The organism is Saccharopolyspora sp. NPDC045839 (assembly GCF_056431645.1).
The window spans coordinates 216450-236633 of sequence record NZ_JBWKKH010000005.1 but is presented as its reverse complement, the minus strand read 5'-3'; the positions used below and the strand labels follow the sequence as shown (position 1 = coordinate 236633).

Sequence of the window (20184 nt, the reverse complement as noted above, 5' to 3'; positions counted from 1 at the left end):
GAACCGTCCTTGTCTTGCGGCCGAGATGCGTGGGGAATTCGGCCGGTTCCACTTTTCCAGGTGTGATTTCGCATGTCGTGAACAGGAGATCGTCATGTCGTTCAGTCGCACGGACAGCCACCGGCCGCAGGTCGCGCCGCCGGTGCTCGGGCCGGAGTACACCGGCCAGGAATCAGGGGACGGGCCGGAGCGGCTCTACGTCCCGGTGCAGCAGGTCGCGGCCGACCGCTCCGAGGCGGGAGTGGCGCTGCGCCGACTCCCCGACGGCCGGCTCGCGCTGCTGGTCTACACCTCGGCCGACCTGCTCGCCGAATGCTGCGGCGAGCACCAGTCGTGGATCGCCATCCGGACCGGGGATCTGCACGAGGTCCGGCACCGGTGCGCCGCGGACCTCGTCATCTGGGACGCGCCGCTACCCACCGAGCTCCGGGAACGGGGGGCGGCCTGATGAGCGGATTCACCGCCGACCCGGGCACGCTGGACCAGGTCGCGAACGTGCTGCGGACCAGCGCCGAAGCCCTGGACACCGCAGGCGCGGTGCCACCGGTCCCGCAGGCCGGGGACTGCAGCGAAGCGGTGTGCGCGGCGATGGCGCTGCTGTGCCAGTCCGCCCTCGGGGCGGTGCGCGGGCTCGTCGCCGCGGGGGAGCAGGTCGCGCACAGCGGCGTCGAGTACGTGGGGATTGATCAGGGGCAGTTCGTCGACGAGCGGCCCTGACCGGCCGGAACGGAAGGGAGGTCGGCGAAGATGCCGATCGACACGCATGTGCTGGGAGATCCCGGCAGCGTCCGGGCGAGCGCGCAGTGGCTCCGCGCGATGGCCGCGGCCGCGCACAACTCGGGCACCGACATCCGCAAGGCCGGTGGGCAGTCGGAGGCGGGCTGGACGGGCCCGGCCGCCGACGCGTTCCGCGGCCTGATGGCGCAGGCCGGTCCCCAGGTGGACGGCTTGTCGGGGAACTTCGAAGGCGCCGCGCAGGCGATGGAGGCGCACGCGGCGGACCTGGACACCGTCCGGGCGCGGATGGGCCAGGCGCGCGGGGTGGCGGTGGCGGCGGGCCTGCCGGTGACCGAGACCACCATCTGCGAGCCGCCCGGCCCGCCGCCGTCGGCGCCCGCACCGCTGCCGAAGGGGCGATGCCCCAGCACGGCGGAACGGCAGGCGTTCGACGCGGGCAACCAGGCGCTGGCCGATTTCGCGGGAAAGTGCGTGGCGTACGAGGAATGCGCGCACACCGCCGCCGAGGCGCGGAAGACCGAGAACGACTCGCAGGCGACGCTGCTCGACGAGCTGAAGAAGAAGGCCCAGAGCTGGATGACCTGGGCGGACTTCGCCTCCGGCGCGTACGCGACATGGCTCGTCGGACGCAGGTTCCGGATCGAGGAGGCGCTGGAACGCCTCGGCCCCGCGGCGGATTCGGCCGAGATGCGGGCTGCGCTGGTCGCTGCGAACCCGGTGGCCGCGCAGGCGGCCCGGACTTCGGCGTTGCTGGCCAAGCTCGACACCGCGCTGGCGAATGTGCTCGAAAAGCGGCGATTGCACGAGCTCTTCGGTGGTGGCCTGGCCAAGGACCAGGGCAGGTTCGCGGTGGCCCTGCGCGAAACCCGGTTCCTCCTGACCATGACCGTCGGGGATCTCGCCACCCCGACGAGCGCGCTCAACTTCGCGCCCAAGGTCGTCAAGTCCGTGCCCCTGCTGGGACTGACGGTGACCACGGTGTTCACCGGGTTGGACATCGCCCAGGATCCGACGGACCCGGGGCACGTGACCACCAGCTTGGTGGCAGGCGGCGGCAGCCTGCTCGCCGCGACGGCGGTGGCGATGGCGTTCCCGCCGACCTGGGTGGTGACGCCGATCCTGCTGGGCGGGGTCACGGCGTTCGTGGTCGATGCCGGGATCAAGTGGGCCGCCCCGTACGTCGGCGACGCCGCGGATCACGCCAAGGACGCCGCCGGCGACCTCTGGGAGGGAGCCAAGGACAAGGCAGGCGACGCCTGGAATGGCGCCAAGGACGCCTGGGACGGGGCCAAAGGCGTGTTCGGTCTGTGAGCTGACCGCGGACAGTCCGTGCGTACTTTGTGTTGCTGTGGCAGCACAAAGTACGCACGGTCCCCTGTCGGGCTAAGCGCTGGCGCCGCCGTCGAGGACCAGGTCGTGCCCGACGGCGAAGCCGGATTCGGGGGAGGCGAGCCAGAGCACCGCCGCAGCGGCTTCGTCCAGCGTGCCGACCCGGCCGATGGGCTGCGTCGTCTTCGCGCGTTCCGCGCGTTCCGCCTCGGTCTCGCCCGGGCGCAGCGACATGGCGGTTTCGATCGGCCCGGGGCTGATGGCGTTGATCCGGATGCCCTCGCCGATGTACTCCAGCGCCGCGGTGCGGGTCAGCATGCTCACCGCCGCCTTGGACGCCGCATACGCCCCGAGCTCAGGCTGCCGACGATGCGCTCCGATGTTGGAGGCGGCGTTGACGATGACTCCGCCGCCGTGCTCGCGCATGTGGGCGATCTCGTGCTTCATCGACAGCCAGACCCCGGTGAGGTTGATGGACATCAGCCTGTCCCAGTCCCGTTCGTCGAAGTCGGCGACCGCTCCGGTGGCCACGACGCCGGCGTTGTTGAACGCCACGTGCAGGCCGCCGTGGCGTTCCACCGCCGTCGCGACGAGGCGCGCGACGTCGTCCGAGCTCGACACGTCGGCGGTGACGGCGCTGCCCTGGCCGCCGGCCGCCTCGATGAGTTCGACCGTCTGGGCCAGCGGTTCCGGGGTGCGTCCGGCGACGACGACGGTGGCGCCTTCGCACGCGAAGGCCAGGGCCGCGGCCCGGCCGATTCCGGAGCCGCCGCCGGTGACGAGGGCGACCTTGCCGGTGAAGCGGGATGTCATGGTGTCCTTCTTTTCGGATCGATCGGTCTTGAATCCGGGCGCGCGAAACCGCTCCGCGACCGGAGGTTCAGCGAAGCGAGGCCAGCGCCTGCTCGGCGGCGTCGCGCAGGCGCCCGGGGTCGGGGTCGGTCCGGCCGAGCACCCGGATTCCCTGCAGCACGACCAGGATGAGCCGCGCCGCCGCGCGGGGATCGCAGCTCTCGGGGACTTCGCCCTGCGCGCGGGCCCGGGTCAGCGCCGAGGCCAGGGAGGTTTCCAGCACGTCCCAGCTCGAATGGACGCCGCGCGCCACCTGCCGGTCGTGCGGCGCCAGTTCGACCGCCGCGTTGACCACCATGCAGCCGCGCCGGTCGGCCAGCGTCTCGGCGATGTAGGAGTCCAGCAGCTCGCGCAGCGCGGGCAGCGCCGGGCCCGGCTGCGACAGCCGTTCCACGACCTTGGGGTCCCGGAACTGGAGGTACCGGTCGAGGGCCTTCAGGTAGAGCTCGTGCTTGCCGCCGTAGGTGGCGTAGATGCTCGCCCGCGCGATTCCCAGGTGTGCGACGAGATCCGCCATGGAGGTGGCCTCGTACCCGCGCTCCCAGAACAGCTCCAGTGCGCGTTGGAGCACCGCGTCCGGGTCGAATTCCTTGGTCCTCGCCACGGCCGGAACGCTACCCGGTTCGAGAACGATCGGTCAAATACTGCCTGCCGCTCCGGGCCCGGAAGGGACGATTGACGGCCTGCCGGGGCCGCCATATTTTGAATACAGGTGTCCTCAGTTTTGAAGGGAGCACCATGTCCGAGCCGACCCCGCTGGGGCCCGATTCCCTGATGTGGCGCTACTTCGGCGACTGGCGCGGGCTGCTGCTGGCGCTGTGGGCCGGGTCGATGCAGAACATGCACCCGCAGCTCGGCGCGGGCGTCGAGGAGCACTCGCGGTTCTTCGACGAGCGCTGGGAACGGCTCTACCGGTCGCTGTACCCGATCGGCGGCGTGCTCTACGACGGCCCGCGCGCCCGCGAAACGGCCCGGCAGGTGCGCGGCTACCACGACACGATCAAGGGCGTCGACAAGCACGGCCGGCCCTACCACGCGCTGAACCCCGACACCTACTTCTGGGCGCACTCGACGTTCCTGGTGATGCCGATCCTGATCAACGAGCACTTCGGCAAGCCCCTCACCGAGGCGCAGAAGGAGCAGGTCTACGCCGAAGGCGTCCAGTGGTACCGGCTCTACGGCATGAGCATGCGCCCGGTGCCGCCGGATTGGGCGAGCTTCCGGCGCTATTGGGACCACATGTGCCGAAACGTGTTGGAGGACAACAAGGCCACCCGCGACGTGCTCGACATCGCGCGCATCGGCAAGCCGCCCACCATGAAGTGGCTGCCGGATCCGCTGTGGAGGCTCGCCCGCATCCCGATCAGCCGCGGCTTCGTCTGGCTCACCGTCGGCGTCTACGACCCCGCCATCCGTGAAAAGCTCGGCTACCGCTGGACTTCCCGCGACGCACGGCTGCTGCGCGTGCTCGGCCGCGCGCTCGGCCTCGCCTGGAAGCTGGTCCCGTTCGACCTCCGCTACCACCCGCGCGCCCGCGCCGGATGGCGCCGCGAGCGCGGCGAAATCCCGGCTGACGCCCCGCTGGTCGAAACCCCGCCCCACAACCTCCCGCCGCCCGACCGGCGCGACGATCCGACCCACTACTCGCCGGCGATTGGTTGATACCTCCTCACGGCGGTATCGCGCGTGGTCGGGGTTTGCTTGGATCGCTGTTGGTGATCCGCCGCCTCACCCCGACAGAAGGAGGCCGCGCGATGATCCGTCGTGCCAGTGCGCTAATCGCCTGCGCCGCAGCAGCGGCGCTGGTGTTCCCGCCGACCGCCTCGGCGGCCGAGGCCACCCCGGTCGCCACCGGGCTCGACATCCCCTGGGGCCTGGCGTTCCTGCCCGACGACTCGGCGCTGTTCACCCAGCGCGACACCGGCCAGATCATGTCCTTGAAGGACGGACAGGTCGCCGAGGTGCAGCGCATCGAGGACTCCCAGCCGACCGACGGCGAGGGCGGCCTGATGGGCATCGCCGCGTCGCCGGACTTCGCCTCGGACCAGACGGTCTTCGTCTTCTACAGCACCAGCGAGGACAACCGGATCGCCAAGCTGCGCCTCGGCGAGGCACCGCAGCCGATCCTGACCGGCATCAAGAAGAACCGGTTCCACAACGGTGGCCGGCTGGCCTTCGGCCCGGACGGGATGCTCTACGCCACCACCGGCGACGCCCAGGACCCGGACAACGCGCAGGACGTGAACTCGCTCAACGGCAAGATCCTGCGCATGACGACCGACGGGAAGCCCGCGCCGGACAACCCGTTCGGCGACTCGGTGGTCTACTCGATGGGCCACCGCAACCCGCAGGGCCTCGCCTGGGATTCGGCCGGGCGGCTGTTCTCGGCGGAGCTGGGCCAGAACACCTGGGACGAGGTCAACCGCATCGAGGGCGGCAAGAACTACGGCTGGCCGGTGTGCGAGGGCACCTGCGGCAACGACGAGTACGTGGACCCGCTGGTCACCTGGAAGACGTCGGAGGCATCGCCCAGCGGCCTGGCCATCCACCAGGGCAACGTCTACGTCGCGGCACTGCGCGGCCAGCGCCTGTGGCAGATCCCGCTCGCCGACGACGGCACCTTGGGCGAGCCGAAGGCGCTGTTCCAGGGCGAGTACGGCCGCCTGCGCACGCCCGTCGCGGCCCCGGACGGCACCCTCTGGGTGACCACGTCCAACCAGGACAACAACGGCAACCCCGGCCCCGACGACGACCAGATCCTCAGCATCACCCCGTGACAACGAGGCGAGGGGCCTGGTCAGAGGAAGGGCCATGAGCAGCTGGCCGCCCGCATACGGATCTGAGCCAACGCCCAACCTGGGCGGTCGGAGACGATGTTCGGCTTCCGAGAGGTTGGCGAGAGACCAGTGTCCGGGCGGCAGCGCTGGTCCGTGTCGGGTCTGATGGAGGACCACTTCAGTAAGGTCTGGTGCTGAGTTTCATCGTTCGAGTGGTCCGTCGCTCTCCGGCTTGTTTGGTTCGGCGCGTGCACGGTCGGCGTCGGTTGAGATCAGACTTTCGATGATCTTCTGCAGGTCCTCGTCGCGCGGGTTCCCCAGAACCTCGACGACGTTCTCTTTGCCGGCCTGGTCTTTGATGGTGATCCGGACGCTGTCCCGCCGACCGCTCAACCAGGCGGTGGTCGCTGCCCAAACTGCCGCGGCAGTGCCAATGAAGCTAGTAGTCAGTGCGATGGCCAACTGCCACATCGTCACCTCACCTCCGCCACGATCGAGCTTGCCAGGCTGAGCAGCATTGCCGTCGGCGCGACAACCAGCGAGATCACGACGACCTTATTGGCGTCGATCCCAGAATCCTGCCCTGGCAAGACAGCTGCTTGTGAGTACAACCATGTCGAGACGCAGATGACCAGGCAGCCAACGCCGAACATCACCTGCTTCGTGCCACGAAGCCGAGTGTTCATGCCGCGATTGGCCAGATCACCGAGCGCCGCGGCAACGATGGCAACTGCGACTAGGAGAAGTTCCCCGCGTCCTAGGATGGTGGCCCAGTCGGGGTCTTTGTTGCGCAGTACGCTTGTAGCCCAGTTGAAGATGAGCGGAATCAGCGCGAACACGATCTCAAAGAACAACCACTTGCCCAGCTTGAGCAGAACCTCGTACCGGTCGAGCGTCAACCGCTGGACAGTTACCTCCGGCCTGGCGGACGTCGTCATTCCGGGCCACCGCCATGTTGCTTCACGAGTTCGCGCATATGGGCCAACTGCCTTTCAGCGCCGATACCAACGTCAGCGCCCATGCTACGAGCCATGTCCAACAACCACGGCGCAAGCCGCATTTGTACCGTCGGCTGTTCTTGCGAGGGAAGCGGAAGCGAAGGTCAAAGGCGCCTTTCACCAGTCACGTTGGTGAAAGGCGCCTTTCGCGCTTCACTCGGAAGCGAGGTACCAGTCGCGGGGTGGGTTGGAGACCTTCGGTGCGGTGCGCGGGATTCCGGGTTGGGCCGCCCAGCGGATTCCGTTGGCCAGGACGCGCCGGATCTCCGGCTGGTTGTAGACCGGGTAGCGCTCGTCGCCGGGGCTGAAGTAGAAGATCCGGCCGCGGCCCCGGTTGAACGTCACGCCCGAGCGGAACACCTCGCCGCCGGTGAAGGAGCTGATGAAGATCAGCTCGTCCGGCGCCGGGATGTCGAAGAACTCGCCGTAGGTCTCCTGCTCGGGGATCACCAGCGGGTTCGGCACGCCTTCGGCGATCGGGTGCGTCGGGTCGACCGTCCACACCACCTCGCGTTCGGCGGCGTTGCGCCAGCTCAGCGAGCAGGTGGTGCCGAGCAGCCGGGTGAAGATCTTGGAGAAGTGCCCGGAGTGCAGCACCAGCAGGCCCATCCCGCCGAGCACGTGCCGCTGCACCCGGTCGACCACCTCGTCGTCGACCTGCCCGTGTGCCCTGTGGCCCCACCACAGCAGCACGTCGGTGTCGGCCAGCACTTCCTCGGGCAGCCCGTGCTCCGGGTCGCTGAGCAGCGCGGTGCGCACCGTCGCGTCCGGCAGTTGCTCGCCGATCCCGGCGGCGATGGCGCCGTGGATGCCGCCGGGGTAGTACTCGGCCATCCCAGCGGGGTCCTGTGTGGACTCGTGGACGTTTTCGTTCCACACGGTGATGCGAAGCGGGCTCATTCGACCGTGATCTCTTTCTTCTCGGCGGCGGACTGGTAGCAGGCGTCGATCACCCGGGCGCGCTTCAGGGCGGTGGAACCGTCGTTGGCGGCCCACTCGTCCGGGTTCCGCAGTACGCGGACGAAGTTCTCCACGACCCCGGCGTGCGCGCGGCCCGGCTCGGCGGGTGGGGTGTAGTCCGCGATCTCGCCGTCGACGTCCCGGTACACGCGCAGGTCGCCGACCTTGGCCTTGGTCGCGCCGACGGCCCGCAGCTCGGCGCCGCCGTCGGTGCCCAGGACGCTGAAGTCGATCAGGTCGAGCGGGTCCCGGAACGCCGCCCACGAGGTCTCCAGCACGAGCGTGCCGCCGCCCTCCAGGCGGAGGAACGCCGCCGCGAAGTCCTCGACCTCGAACTTCGAGGCGGCCTCGTTCTTGGCGCTCCACTTCATCTCGCCGATGTCGCGATGCCCGAGCTCGGCGTAGGTGACGGCGCTGACCGAGGTGACGCGCGGCTCGCCGAGCAGGAACAGCGAGTAGTCGAGCACGTGCACGCCGATGTCGGCCAGCGGGCCGCCGCCGGACATCTCCTGGTTGGTGAACCAGCTGCCCAGCTTCGGGATGCCGCGCCGCCGCATCCAGGACGCCTTCGCGTAGTACGGGCGGCCCAGGTCGCCGCGGTGGATGATCTCGCCGAGGGCCTGGATGTCGCCCCGCAGCCGGTGGTTGAACACGATGTCCAGCACGCGACCGGCCGAGCGCGCGGCGTCCACCATCTGCTGGCCCTCGACGCCGTTGCGCGCCAGCGGTTTCTCGCTGAGCACGTGCAGGCCGCGCTTCAGCGCGGCGATGGCGATCGGCGCGTGCAGGAAGGTCGGGACGGCGATGCTGACCGCGTCCAGGCCCGGCAGCTCGATGAGCTTCTCCCAGCTCTCGAACAGGTGCTTCGCGCCGTACTGCTCGCCGAGCGAGCCGAGCAGGTCCGCCTCCTGCCCGGCGATCGCCACGATCTCGACGTCCGGGAGCGCCTGGTAGGCGGCGAGCGCCTGCTGGCCGGCCCAGCCGATACCGATGACTCCGACCCGAAGCGTGGGGTCACTCATGAACGGGACTCCTTCGTGAGAGGTGGGTTCAGCCCTTGATGGCGCCGGCGGTGAGGCCGGCGACGATGCGCTTCTGGAAGATCAGCACCACCACCAGCAGCGGGATGGTGACCAGCACCGAGGCCGCGCTGATGGTGCCGATCGGTTGCTCGAACTCGTTGGTGCCGGCGAAGAACGCGATGGCGACCGGGACGGTCCGCGCCGCCGGGGTGGAGGTGAGCGTGACGGCGAGCAGGAACTCGTTCCACACCGAGATGAACACCAGGATCGCCGTGGTGGCCAGGCCCGGTACCGCCAGCGGGAGGATGATCTTGCGGAACGCCTGGAACGGCGTGGCCCCGTCGATCAGCGCCGATTCCTCCAGTTCGAACGGGATTTCGCGGAAGAACGAGGTGAGCACGAAGATCGCCATCGGCAGCGCGAAGGTGAGCTTCGGGATGATCAGCCCGGCCAGCGTGTCGTAGAGGCCGATGTCGCTCCAGATCTTGAACATCGGCGCGGCGATCGCGATGACCGGGAACGTGGTGACGGACAGGACGAGGCCCAGGATCAGGCCCTTGCGCGGCAGCTTCAGGCGCGCCAGTGCGTACGCGGCGAACGACGCGAACAGCAGCGCCAGCGTCGTGGTGACGACGCCGACCAGCACCGAATTCCCCAGTGCGGTCAGGAAGTTGCCGTTGTGGATGACGTCGAGGTAGTTCTGCAGCGACGGATCGGTGGGGTAGAGGCTGCCCGAGGACAGGTCGGCGCCGGTCTTCAGCGACGTGTTGATCAGCCAGTAGAACGGTACCAGCGAGCCCAGCATGACCAGCGCGACGAACACCATCGTCACCGGCCGCAACCTGTTCCGGTCCGCCTGCCCGCGCTGCCGGGGCGCGGGCCGCGGTGGGGCGGGTTTCGGGGTTTCGAGGACCATCGCCATCAGTTCTCCCTGGAGACGTCGCGGATGTTGCCCCCGGCGAAGCGGATGTACACCAGTGACACCGCCATCACGGTGCAGAAGGTCAGGATGGACAGCGCCGAGCCCTGCCCGATCAGCCTGCCCTCGCGGAGTTCCTGGTAAGCGAGCATGGACATCGTCTGCGTCCCGTTGGCGCCCTTGGTGAGCACGAACGGCAGGTCGAAGATGCGCAGCGCGTCCAGCAGCCGGAAGATCGCGGCGAGCGCGATCGCCGGGCGCAGCAGCGGCAGCGTGACGTGCCAGAACGTCTGCCACCGGCCGGCGCCGTCGAGGTCGGCGGCCTCGTAGACGTCGGCGGGGATGACCTGCAGGCCCGCCAGCACGAGCAGCGCCACGAACGGCGCGGTCTTCCAGACGTCGGCGACGATGATCACCGCCATGGCGTAGCCCGGCTCGGCCAGCCACACCATGTCGCCGCCGGGCAGCCCCAGCCCGCGCAGGATCCCGGTCACCAGGCCGAGGTTCGACTCGAACATGGCCTGCCAGGTGATGGCGCTGACCACGGTCAGCACGGCGTAGGGGATGAGCAGCGTGGAGCGGAGCAGGCCCCGGCCGCGGAAGGCCATGTTGAGCAGCAGCGCCATCGCGACCCCGAGCACCACTTCCAGGCCCACCGAGACGATCGCGAACAGGAACGTCTGCCCGAAGGCGTGCCACCAGGCCGGGGACGCCAGCGCCTCCAGGTAGTTGCCCAGGCCGACGAACTTCGACAGGCCGGCCTGCCGCACGCTGTAGACGTTCAGCGACAGCCAGATCGCGTAGCCGATCGGGACCGCCGCCACCAGGAACATGACGACCAGCGCGGGCGCGACCATCAGCACGGCGGTGCGCCGCTGCTGGTGGTCGACGCGCTGCTTCTTCGGCGTCAACGTGGTCATGACGCCCCTAGAAGGTTTCCTGTGCGGTCTTGATGTCCGCCGCCATCTTCTGCACGGCGGTCTCCACGTCGACCTGCCCGGCCAGCACCGGGTAGACGTTGCTGTTGATCGCCTTCGAGATCTGCGCGTACACCGGCGACTTCGGCCGCGGCTTGGCGCTGATCACGGACTGCTTCAGCTGCGTGATGAACGGGATCTTGGCCTGCACCTCGGGGTCGTCGTAGGTGCTCGCCACGACGGGCGCCTGGGCGTGCTTGACGGCCATCGTCTTCTGGAACTCCGGGCCGGTGGCGTGGTCGATGAACGCCACGGCCCCGCCGACGTTGTCGGAGGCGGCGGCGATGGCCCAGTTCCAGCCGCCCAGCACGGCCGACGGCTTGCTGTTCTCGTCGAACGCGGGCAGCGGCGCGACGGCGGTGGCCGGCCCGGCGGCGGTCTGCTGGATCAGCTTGTACGCGCTGGGCCACTGGCGGAGGTGGCCAGCGGCGCCGGATTCGTAGGCGCGCCGCGAGGCGTCCTCGTCGTAGGTCAGCGAGGCGCGGTCGACGGCGCCGGATTTCACACCGTCGGCCATCAGGTTCAGCACCGCGCGGGTCTGCGGCGAGTCGATGGTGATGGTGCCGTTCTCGTCGAGCACGGAACCGCCCGCGGAGTACAGCATTTCGAGGAAGTTCACCGTGAGGCCCTCGTACTGCTTGGCCTGGATCTCGACCTTGTTCTGCGGGTCCTGCTTCGCCTGCTCGTACACCTGCTTCCAGCTGGTCGGCGGCGGAACCCGGTCGTTGCGGTAGAACACCAGGCCCGCGTTCGTGTAGAACGGCGTGGCCCAGTAGCGGTCCGCGTAGCGCGAGGTTTCCAATGTGGACGGGATGAAGCCGTCCTTGCGCTGCTCGACCAGCTTGGTCTGGTCCTGCACCCAGCCCTGCGCGGCCCACTCGCTGACCCAGGTGACGTCCATCAGGTAGACGTCGCACTCGGACGAGCCGCCTTCGAGGCGCTGGATGGCCTGCGCCCGCGCGGCGTCGGTGTCCTGGCCGAGCTCGACGTAGCGGGTGGTGACGCCGGTTCCCTTGGCGTTGAAGGATTCCGTCAGCGTCTTGAACACCCCGGTGTCCCGGATGCCGCAGGCGGTCACCTCGCCCGCGGCGCCCTGCGCGGCGGCCGGTTCGACGACCTTCGCGTCGGGCGCCTGCTCGGCGGTCGGGCCGGTGGGCGATCCGCCCGCGCAGCCGGCGAGCGCGAGCGCGGTGGTCACGGCGATTGCTTGGGACGCGGCGCTTCTCAGCCTCATCGATGATCATCTCCGCTTCGCGGTTCGGGACATCGGGATCGCGCGTCGGCGTCCCGGTTCCGGGGCAGAACTGCGGCGTGAGACGCTCAAATAGTTAGCCGCGCGGATGCGGCGTGTCAAGCATCAGCCGGTGGATCCCGTCCGGCGACAGCACGTCTTCGATCCCGGCCACCACCGCGCCGGCGAGGCCGGCGGAGCGGCCCAGCGCGCTGCTGACCAGCGACAGGTTACGGGTGGCCAGCGGCAGCGCGCGCCGGTAGACGACGCTGCGGATGCCGGCGAGCATGTCGTCGCCGGCGGCGGTGATGAGTCCACCGAGGACGATCCGCTTCGGGTTGTAGAAGTGCACCAGCATCGCCACCACCTCGCCGATCGTCGCGGCCGCGGAGCGGACCTGGCGCACGGCCGTCGCATCGCCGTCGCGTAACAGCCGCGCGAGGTCCTCGGTGCTCTGCGGGCCGCCTTCCTCGGTGCGCAGTTCCCGGATCACCGCTTCGGCCGACGCGACGGCCTCCACGCAGCCGACGTTGCCGCACTGGCAGACCACGTCGTCCGCGCCGGGCACCCGGATGTGCCCGATGTCGCCCGCCGCGCCGTCGGAGCCACGGTGCAGCTCCCCGCCGGCGGACACGATGCCGCCGCCGATGCCGGTGCCGATCTTCAGGAACAGCAGGGGAGATTCCTCCGGCGGGAGGGCGCGGGCCTCGCCGAGGGCCATCAGGTTCACGTCGTTGTCCACCGACGCCGTGCAGGCGAACCGCTCGGCCATCGCGTCGCCGACCGGGAAGCCGTCCCAGCCGGGCATGATCGGCGGCCGCACCGGCATGCCCAGCCGCGGATCTACCGGCCCCGGCAGGCCCATCACCAGCGCCTTCACCTCGTCCCGCGCGACCTCGCAGTCGCCCAGCAGGTCGTGCAGGTGCTTGGTGAGCACGTCCAGCGAATGCTCCGGGCCGTCGGCGATGTCCAGCGCCACCTGCCGCTCGGCGAGCACGTCCTGACCCAGGTCGGCGACCGCCAGCCGGGTGCTGTGCACGCCGACGTCGGCGGCCAGCACGACGCCGGCGCGCGGCGCGATCGCCAGCCGGTGCGCGGGCCGGCCGCGCCCGCCGCTGCCCACCGGGCCGCGCTCGACGACCACGCCGGCCGCGATCAACGCGTCGAGGTGGCTGTTGACCGTGGACCGTGCGAGCCCGGTGGCGCGCACCAGTTCGACCCGCGTTTCCGCTGCTCCCGACGCGATCAGCCGGGCCAGCCCGCTGTGCACCAGGTTGCCGTCGGCCCGCCCGGATGTCCTCGGCACCGCCAACCGGACCGGTTCCCACCCCATCGTCGCTGCTCCCGTCGTGCCATGCGTTCGATTAATGACCGAAAAGAAAATAAATCACAGATCTTGCCGGCTTAAAACCTGCGATCTAGTTTTGACCGCGACGAAAATCGGGCGTGAGACACCCGTAGTTGTCAACAGTTCCAACCGAAGGAGGCTCCTCGTGAGCCCTGCACCTTCCGGGCGAGGCGTGGCGATCCTGGGCGCCGGGATGATCGGCGACGTGCACCGCCGCGCGGCGATCCTCGCGGGTGCCGAGGTGGTCGGCGTCCTGGCGTCGTCCCCGCAGCGTTCGAAGCAGGTGGCGGCGGGCTGGGGCGTGGCCGCGTACCAGGACCTCGCCGAGGTGCTGGCCGACGACCGCGTCGACGTGGTCCACGTCTGCACGCCGAACGCCACGCACGCGCCGTTCGCGGAAGCCGCCCTGCGCGCCGGAAAGCACGTGATCTGCGAGAAGCCGCTGGGCATTTCGACGGCGGAGGCCGAGCGGATGACCGCCGCGGCGGCGGGGAGCGGCCTGGTGGCGTCGGTTCCGTTCGTCTACCGCTACCACCCGGTGGTGCGGGAGATCCGCGCCCGGCGGCAGGCCGGCGAGTTCGGCGCCTGGAACCTGCTGCACGGCAGCTACCTGCAGGACTGGATGCTCTCGCCGGACGCGTCGAGCTGGCGGGTCGATCCGGAACTCGGCGGGCCGTCGCGGGCGTTCGCCGACATCGGGTCGCACTGGTGCGACCTGGTCCAGTGGGTTTCCGGCGAGACGTTCACGGACGTGCTCGCGGAGCTGTCCATTGTGGTCCCGACCCGTCCGGCGGCGGCCGGGCCGACCTTCGCCGGACCCACCGAGGTCGCGGGCGAGCGGGTCGAGGTCCGCACCGAGGATTCGGCCGCGCTGCTGCTGCGCACCGCCGCCGGCGTGCTCGGCTCGGCGACGATCTCGCAGGTCGCCGCGGGCCGGAAGAACCGGCTGTGGTTCGAGCTGGACGGCGCGCTGGGCAGCGCGGTGTTCGACCAGGAGGAGCCCGAGCGGATCTGGCTCGGCGGCGCGGACGGCAACCGCATCCTGGTCCGCGACCCCGAGCACGGCTCGCCCGAGCAGCGCCGGTTGTCGAAACTGCCCGCCGGGCACGCGCAGGGGTACGCGCAGTGCTTCGAAGCGTTCGTCGCGGACACCTACGCCGCGATCGACGGCGGCAGCCCGGAAGGGCTGCCCACGTTCGAGGACGGCCTGCGATCGGCCCGGCTGGTCGACGCCGTCCTCCGCTCCGCCCACAACGGTTCCTGGACGAAGGTGTGATGATGCAGCTCGGAATGCTCACCGCGTGTCTTCCACAGTGGACGCTGGACCGGATCGCCGGCTGGGCCGCGCAGGCCGGGTACGAAGCGCTGGAAGTCGCCGTCTGGCCGGGCACCGGCGGCCGCGACTTCGAGGCCGCGCACCTGCCGGTGGCCGACTTCGGCCCGCGCGAGGTCGACGAGACCCTCGCGCTGTTCGACAAGCACGGCCTGGCGCTGTCGGCGTTCGCCTACTACGAGAACAACCTCCACCCGGACCCGGCGCGGCGCGAGGAGATCCGCACGCACCTCAAGCACGCGATCGACGCGGCGCAGGCGCTCGGCGTGCCCTACGTCGGCACGTTCGTGGGCCGCGACTGGACGAAGCCGGTGGCCGACAACCTCGCCGAAGCGGAACGGGTGCTGCCGGAACTCGTCGAGTACGCGGGCGAGCGCGACGTGAAGATCATCGTCGAGAACTGCGTGATGGAGGGCTGGCACCCGGACGGCTATCCCGGCAACCTGGCGTACTCGCCGGAGCTGTGGGAGTGGATGTTCGGCCTCGGCCTGTACCTGAACTGGGATCCGTCGCACCTGACGTGGATCGGCATCGACCCGGTCGAGACCATCGCGCCCTACATCGACCGCATCGTGCACGCCCAGGCCAAGGACGTGGAGCTGGACCCGGCGGCGCGGCAGCGCTACGGCTTCTTCGGCAAGGTGGACAAGGGCGGCAACCCCTGGGACATGGGCTGGTGGCGCTACCGCGTGCCGGGCCTGGGCCAGGTCGACTGGGCGCGCGTCGTGGACCGGCTCTACGAGCACGGTTTCACCGGCACGCTGTCGGTGGAGCACGAGGACCCGGTGTGGGGCGGCGACGACGAGCGCATCACCCAGGGCCTGAACATCGCGCACCGGACCCTGCGCCCGCTGATCGTCGGCTGAGCCGGAGGTGGCCTTGCTTTCCGTGCAGCTCTACAGCGTCCGCGAACAACTGGCGGCCGACCGGCACGCGACCCTGGCGCGGCTGGCCGAGACCGGCTTCCGCTATGTCGAGCCGTTCGGCCTCGGCTCCCCGGACAAACCACTCGCCGATCGCCTGGCCGAGGCCCGCGCCCTGCGCGCCGCCCTCGACGCGGCGGGCCTGGCGGTGTCGGCGGTGCACGCCGGGTTGCCCGGCGACGTGGCGGAACTGGTGGAGGAGTGCGCGATCCTGGGTGCCGACACGGCGTTCGTCCCGCATCCGCGCTTGGTCCCCGGCTTCGGCGAGGAGACCTTCGCGGACCCGGCCCGGGTCGACGCCCTCGCCGGGGCCCTGACCGCGGCCGCCGAATCGGCCTCGGGCGACCTGCGCCTGGGCTACCACAACCACTGGTTCGAATGGGCCGGACTCCCGGACGGCACCACGGGCTACGACCGCTTCTGGTCCCGCGCGGGCGACGGCGTCCTCGCGGAACTCGACGTCTACTGGGCGGTCGCGGCGGGTGCCGATCCGGCGTCGGTCCTGGCCTCCCTGGGCCCCCGGGCGGTCGCGGTCCACCTCAAGGACGGCCCGGCCCTGCCCGGAGCGCCCCAGACGCCGATCGGCACCGGAAAGGTCGACATCGCCGCAGCGCTCCGCGGCGCATCAGGAATCCGTTGGCACGTGGCCGAAATCGACTCCACCGAACTCGACCCGTTCGAACTCCTCGCCACCAATGCCAGCATCCTGGTGAACGAGGGCCATTCCCGCTGGGCCCGCTAGCGGCCGATGCGGGTTTGGCAGCGGAGCCAAGCCCGCACCGGCTCACCCGGCGATTCGCCGCAGCAGTCCGGCGACGAGTGCGACGCGGTCCGGGATGTCGTCGACGATCACGTGCTCGTGCAGCGCGTGCGCGCCGTCGCCGCTGGCGCCGAGCCCGTCGAGCACCGGAAGGCCCAGTGCGGAAACGAAGTTCGCGTCGCTGCCGCCTCCGACGCTGATCGGTTCCAGCGGCGCGCGCACGGACGCGGCGACCTCGTCGGCGAGGCCGAACAGCCGCCTGCTCTCCGGGGTGAGCCGCATGGGCGGGCGACTCCACTTCCCGTCGACCTCCACCCGCACCCGCGGGTCACCGGCGCGGAGCCCGGCGAAGACCGCGTCGATCCGGCCGGCCTCGGCCTGGTCGCTGATCCGGATGTCGACGAGGCAGCTCGCCCTGCCCGCGATGACGTTGCGGGCGGTGCCGCCGCTCATCGTGCCGACGTTGATCGTGGTGCCGCGCTCGTGGTCGGCTTCGCCGGCGAGCCGGTGGATGATGTCGGCGAGCGCGTGGACCGCGCTGGCGCCGTCGGTGGCGTTGTTCCCGGAGTGGGCCTCGACACCGTGCGCGGTGACGGTGAAGATCCCGACGCCCTTGCGCTCCGCCTTGACGTCCCAGCCGACGCCCGGCTCCAGCACCAGCGTCGCCGAGCAGTCCGGCGCCGCGCGTTCGATGTGGGGGCGGGACATCGGGCTGCCGAGTTCTTCGTCGCCGTTGAACATGAACCGGACGGTCGGGCACGGCAGGTCGAACGCGCGCAGCGCCAGCAGCGCCCAGACTCCGGTGACGAGGCCGGTCTTCATGTCGTAGATGCCCGGCCCGGTCGCCGTCCCGTCCTCCCGCACGGCGAACGGCCACCCGTCCACGGTTCCCGCGGGCCAGACGGTGTCGTAGTGGCCGATCATGAGCACGGGCGCTTCGGTGGAGCCGGCGTAGGTCACCTCCAGCAGGTCGCCGTGCTCGGCGTGTTCGTGCCGCGTGAGCTCCGACGGTGCGCCGAGCCGGTCCCGCAGCCACGTCGTGATCGAGTCGGCTGTCTTGTCCAGCAACGCTTTTTCGCTGCTCGGCGACTCGTGGTGCACCAGCATCGACACATCGCCGAGCAGCTCGTCCAGCCGGTCTCGGCACCACGTGGACAACGGCTTCGCGGACAAATCGTGCGCCTTCCTGCGTTGGGGGTGGTTCATCGGACGGGAACGCCGGGGCCGAGCGGGATGCCGAGCGCGTACCAGGCCAGGAACATCAGGACCCAGATGCACAGGTTGACCAGCGCCAGCGGCAGCACGAGCGACATCAGGGTGCCGATCCCGGCGGACGGGCGGTAGCGGCGGATGAATCCGAGCGCGATGACGAAGTACGGGCTCATCGGCGTGAGGCTGTTGGTCGGCGCGTCGGCGACGCGGAACAGGGCCTGAGTGGTCTCCGGGTGGATGTCCAGCAGCATCAGCATCGGCACCAGCACCGGGGCGACCAGCGCCCACATCGCCGAGCCACTGGTGAGCAGCAGGTTCAGCGCGCTGATCAGCAGCACCGCGCTCACGAAGATCACCACGGGCGGCGCGTCGATCGAGTCGAGCACCCCGGCGCCGGAGATCGCGATGACCTGGCCGATGTTGGTCCACTTGAAGTACGCGAGGAACTGCGAGACCGCGAAGAACAGCACCAGCACCGGGACCAGTTCGCGCAGCCCCTGGCCCATCAGCTCCGGGAAGTCCTTGGCCGAGCTGATGGTCTTCACCGTCAGGCCGTAGACGGTGCCGATGACCATGAAGAACAGCATCATGATCACCGCGACGTTCTCCATCAGCGGGGAGTCCACGATGGAGCCGCCCTCGCCGCGCAGCGGCGAGCCGCTCGGCAGCACGGCGAGCACCACCGCGGCGAGGAAGAGCGCCGCGGCGATCAGCGCCCGCCGCACCCCGGTGCGCTCGGCGGCGGACAGGGACATGTCGGGCAGCTCGTCGACATCGGTCAGCTCCGGCTCGACGGCGTTCATCGCGGCGACCCGGCGGGTGACGACGAGCTCGGTCACCACGGTGATCGAGACCGCCAGCAGCAGCGAGGACGCCGCCGAGAAGTAGTAGTTGGACACCGGGGTGACCAGGTAGTCCGGGTCGATGGTGTGCGCGGCCGACGTGGTGAGGCCGGCGAAGACCGCGTCCGACGCCTCGATCACCGGGCTGATGCTGCTGGCGCCGCCGACGGCGACGTAGGCCACGACCGCGCCGATGATCGGGCTGCGGCCCACGGCCCGGAACACGATCATGCCGAGCGGGATCATCACCACGAACGCGGCATCCGAGGCCAGGTGGGCGAACATCGAGGTCAGCGCGACGGAGAAGGTGACCAGTCCGGCGGGCACCCTGGCCAGCGCGGCCCGCATCATCGCCGCGAGCAGCCCGGTCTTGTCCGCGATGGCCACGCCGAGCATGACCACCACGATCATCCCGAGCGGCGGGAAGTTCACGAAGTTCTTGATCAGGTCGCCGAGCATCATCTGGACCCCGGCGCCGGAGACGAGGCTCTTGACCCCGACCTCCTTGCCGTCCACCGGGGAGATCGCGGAGACGCCGAGCGCGGCCAGGAGCCAGCTCGCCAGCACCACCACCGCGCTCAGGATCACGAAGAGCCAGAAGGGATGCGGCAGCTTGTTCCCGACCCGGTCCACCACGTCGAGCACGCGCATCACCAACGACGTCACCGAACGTCGTCGCGTAGTCACCTCGGTCAAGGACCCCTCCGCTTTCGTAAAACGGTGATTTGATCCTGCATCTAATATTCCTGTGCAGGCTTGTGTCAACTAGACGATGTCAACGGGCGAATCGTTCAACACGAGGAGAGGCTTTGCAAACACTGGATGACGCGGACCTCGATCTGGTGGCCGCGCTGCAACTCACGCCCCGGGCGCCGCTGAACACCGTTGCGGAGGTCCTGGGCACCTCGGCCAGCACGGTCGGCCGACGAATACAGCGGCTGCTGGAGAGCCGACTCCTGCGCTTCATCTCCACCGTGCACTGGTCGCTGATCCTCACCGCCAACCCCTACGTGGTGTGGATCAAGTGCGAGCCGGGCAGGACCTCTGGCGTCGCGGCAGCGATCCAGGAGGTACCGGAGGCCCAGTCCATCATGATCATCAGTGGAAACGCGGATATCTACTGCACCATCTACCCGCTGGTGGGAACCGACCTGCGCCGCCTGCTGACCCACACGCTGCCCGCAATACCGGGCATCGCGTCCATCCAGTCGCATCTCGTGCTGCGCACGGCGCGTCAGGCCGTGTCGTGGCACCTGAACCGGCTCACCGACGAGCAAACTGCTGCGCTGCGCGAGCACGCCGACGCCGACCCCAGCTCGCCACCAGAGAGTGTCGGACCGCTCAACGAGGCCGAGTTCAACACGCTGCGCCTGCTCGTCGACGACGGCCGGATCTCCGCGGCACAAGCCGCCCGTGAACTCGACGTCAGCCGGTCGACCGCGTACCGGATGATCCAGTCGGTGCTGGAAGCAGGTGCCGCCCGTCCCCGGGTGGAGATCGAACCCGCCGTCCTCGGCTTCCCCCTCACGGCGCTGATCTCCCTCGATGTTCAACCGCAGCACGTCCCTGCTGTGCTCGGCGCCCTGGGCGCGAAGCCGTCCGCACGGTTCACCGTGATGACCGCCGGACCGGCATCGATCACCCATCACGCGGTGTTCCGCGACGAAGACCACCTGTCCCGGTTCGTGACCGAAGACATCGGCGCGCTCCCCGGCATCAACGGCCTCAACATGTCGACGGCGCTCGCGGTCCTGCGCCGCCAGTGGATCGACCGCGACAACGACGTGCTCCTCGGAGACCGAGTGCACGCCGTCCTGCCACCGCACCCCTGATCGCCGCCCGATGGTCGTGGGGGTTTTTTTCTGTTTTTTCCCGGACGAACACCCCCCCCTGGTAGGGTTTGTCGCCCGGACAAGCGGGGGGGGGGGGGGAAAGGGGGACGCGGTGAAAAACAAAAGGGAAA

General features: G+C 69.7%; 21 protein-coding genes. 9 read left to right on the top strand and 12 right to left on the bottom strand.

Annotation, left to right across the window (positions count from 1 at the left end):
• Nucleotides 1-94 precede the first annotated feature (94 nt).
• The 3 genes from AC07EQ_RS09965 to AC07EQ_RS09955 are packed head-to-tail and all read left to right on the top strand — an operon-like array spanning nt 95 to nt 2049.
• Nucleotides 95-448 (top strand): SAV_915 family protein, encoded by a 354-nt coding sequence (locus AC07EQ_RS09965; protein WP_478387638.1) that lies wholly within the window; start codon nt 95-97, stop codon nt 446-448.
• Nucleotides 448-717 (top strand): hypothetical protein, encoded by a 270-nt coding sequence (locus tag AC07EQ_RS09960; RefSeq protein WP_478387637.1) that lies wholly within the window; start codon nt 448-450, stop codon nt 715-717. The genes AC07EQ_RS09965 and AC07EQ_RS09960 overlap by 1 nt, the downstream gene beginning before the upstream one ends.
• Nucleotides 718-747: 30 nt before the next feature.
• Complete coding sequence (locus tag AC07EQ_RS09955; protein ID WP_478387636.1) at nt 748-2049, top strand: WXG100 family type VII secretion target; 1302 nt, start codon at nt 748-750, stop codon at nt 2047-2049.
• A 72-nt stretch (nt 2050-2121) separates the two neighbouring features.
• On the opposite strand, the gene AC07EQ_RS09950 is transcribed toward AC07EQ_RS09955, so the two are convergent.
• Together AC07EQ_RS09950 and AC07EQ_RS09945 are read right to left on the bottom strand one after the other, a co-directional pair.
• Entirely contained in the window at nt 2122-2880 is a 759-nt protein-coding gene (locus tag AC07EQ_RS09950) for an SDR family NAD(P)-dependent oxidoreductase (RefSeq protein ID WP_478387635.1), read from the bottom strand.
• A 67-nt stretch (nt 2881-2947) separates the two neighbouring features.
• Nucleotides 2948-3523, bottom strand: coding sequence for a TetR/AcrR family transcriptional regulator (locus AC07EQ_RS09945; RefSeq protein ID WP_478387634.1), 576 nt, complete (start codon nt 3521-3523; stop codon nt 2948-2950).
• A 134-nt stretch (nt 3524-3657) separates the two neighbouring features.
• On the opposite strand from AC07EQ_RS09945, the gene AC07EQ_RS09940 reads away from it, so the two are divergent.
• Both AC07EQ_RS09940 and AC07EQ_RS09935 read left to right on the top strand, forming a co-directional pair.
• Nucleotides 3658-4581 carry an oxygenase MpaB family protein gene (locus tag AC07EQ_RS09940; RefSeq protein WP_478387633.1) on the top strand — a complete coding sequence of 308 codons (924 nt, stop codon included), beginning with the start codon at nt 3658-3660 and terminating at the stop codon, nt 4579-4581.
• A gap of 92 nt (nt 4582-4673) precedes the next feature.
• The gene (locus AC07EQ_RS09935) at nt 4674-5696 is read left to right on the top strand and encodes a PQQ-dependent sugar dehydrogenase (protein ID WP_478387632.1); all 1023 of its coding nucleotides are present in this window, start codon (nt 4674-4676) and stop codon (nt 5694-5696) included.
• A 201-nt stretch (nt 5697-5897) separates the two neighbouring features.
• Here AC07EQ_RS09935 and AC07EQ_RS09930 read toward each other — a convergent pair whose 3' ends face one another.
• The 8 genes from AC07EQ_RS09930 to AC07EQ_RS09895 form a co-directional block, all read right to left on the bottom strand.
• On the bottom strand, nt 5898-6167 hold the full coding sequence (locus AC07EQ_RS09930) for a hypothetical protein (RefSeq protein ID WP_478387739.1): 270 nt from the start codon (nt 6165-6167) through the stop codon (nt 5898-5900).
• A gap of 2 nt (nt 6168-6169) precedes the next feature.
• Nucleotides 6170-6634, bottom strand: a complete 465-nt coding sequence (locus tag AC07EQ_RS09925) for a hypothetical protein (protein ID WP_478387631.1) — start codon at nt 6632-6634, stop codon at nt 6170-6172.
• A gap of 213 nt (nt 6635-6847) precedes the next feature.
• Entirely contained in the window at nt 6848-7594 is a 747-nt protein-coding gene (locus tag AC07EQ_RS09920; protein WP_478387630.1) for a ThuA domain-containing protein, read from the bottom strand.
• A complete protein-coding gene (locus AC07EQ_RS09915) occupies nt 7591-8676 on the bottom strand; it encodes a Gfo/Idh/MocA family protein (protein WP_478387629.1) in 1086 nt (361 codons plus the stop codon). The genes AC07EQ_RS09920 and AC07EQ_RS09915 overlap by 4 nt, the downstream gene beginning before the upstream one ends.
• A 28-nt stretch (nt 8677-8704) precedes the next feature.
• A complete protein-coding gene (locus AC07EQ_RS09910) occupies nt 8705-9502 on the bottom strand; it encodes a carbohydrate ABC transporter permease (protein WP_478387738.1) in 798 nt (265 codons plus the stop codon).
• A 95-nt stretch (nt 9503-9597) separates the two neighbouring features.
• Complete coding sequence (locus AC07EQ_RS09905; protein WP_478387628.1) at nt 9598-10515, bottom strand: carbohydrate ABC transporter permease; 918 nt, start codon at nt 10513-10515, stop codon at nt 9598-9600.
• A gap of 7 nt (nt 10516-10522) precedes the next feature.
• Nucleotides 10523-11806 carry an ABC transporter substrate-binding protein gene (locus AC07EQ_RS09900; RefSeq protein ID WP_478387627.1) on the bottom strand — a complete coding sequence of 428 codons (1284 nt, stop codon included), beginning with the start codon at nt 11804-11806 and terminating at the stop codon, nt 10523-10525.
• 94 nt (nt 11807-11900) lie between these two features.
• Complete coding sequence (locus AC07EQ_RS09895; RefSeq protein WP_478387626.1) at nt 11901-13136, bottom strand: ROK family transcriptional regulator; 1236 nt, start codon at nt 13134-13136, stop codon at nt 11901-11903.
• A gap of 160 nt (nt 13137-13296) precedes the next feature.
• Here AC07EQ_RS09895 and AC07EQ_RS09890 point away from each other — a divergent pair, with 160 nt between their 5' ends.
• The 3 genes from AC07EQ_RS09890 to AC07EQ_RS09880 are packed head-to-tail and all read left to right on the top strand — an operon-like array spanning nt 13297 to nt 16149.
• Nucleotides 13297-14427 carry a Gfo/Idh/MocA family protein gene (locus AC07EQ_RS09890; protein WP_478387625.1) on the top strand — a complete coding sequence of 377 codons (1131 nt, stop codon included), beginning with the start codon at nt 13297-13299 and terminating at the stop codon, nt 14425-14427.
• Nucleotides 14427-15350, top strand: a complete 924-nt coding sequence (locus AC07EQ_RS09885) for a sugar phosphate isomerase/epimerase family protein (RefSeq protein WP_478387624.1) — start codon at nt 14427-14429, stop codon at nt 15348-15350. Before AC07EQ_RS09890 ends, AC07EQ_RS09885 begins: the two co-directional genes overlap by 1 nt.
• A gap of 7 nt (nt 15351-15357) precedes the next feature.
• Entirely contained in the window at nt 15358-16149 is a 792-nt protein-coding gene (locus tag AC07EQ_RS09880; protein WP_478387623.1) for a sugar phosphate isomerase/epimerase family protein, read from the top strand.
• A 42-nt stretch (nt 16150-16191) separates the two neighbouring features.
• Here AC07EQ_RS09880 and AC07EQ_RS09875 read toward each other — a convergent pair whose 3' ends face one another.
• Nucleotides 16192-17340, bottom strand: a complete 1149-nt coding sequence (locus AC07EQ_RS09875; protein WP_478387622.1) for a M20 family metallopeptidase — start codon at nt 17338-17340, stop codon at nt 16192-16194.
• Nucleotides 17341-17369: 29 nt separating this feature from the next.
• Nucleotides 17370-18872 (bottom strand): AbgT family transporter, encoded by a 1503-nt coding sequence (locus AC07EQ_RS09870; RefSeq protein ID WP_478387737.1) that lies wholly within the window; start codon nt 18870-18872, stop codon nt 17370-17372.
• A gap of 158 nt (nt 18873-19030) precedes the next feature.
• Here AC07EQ_RS09870 and AC07EQ_RS09865 point away from each other — a divergent pair, with 158 nt between their 5' ends.
• Complete coding sequence (locus tag AC07EQ_RS09865) at nt 19031-20053, top strand: Lrp/AsnC family transcriptional regulator (RefSeq protein WP_478387621.1); 1023 nt, start codon at nt 19031-19033, stop codon at nt 20051-20053.
• The last annotated feature ends 131 nt before the right edge of the window (nt 20054-20184 follow it).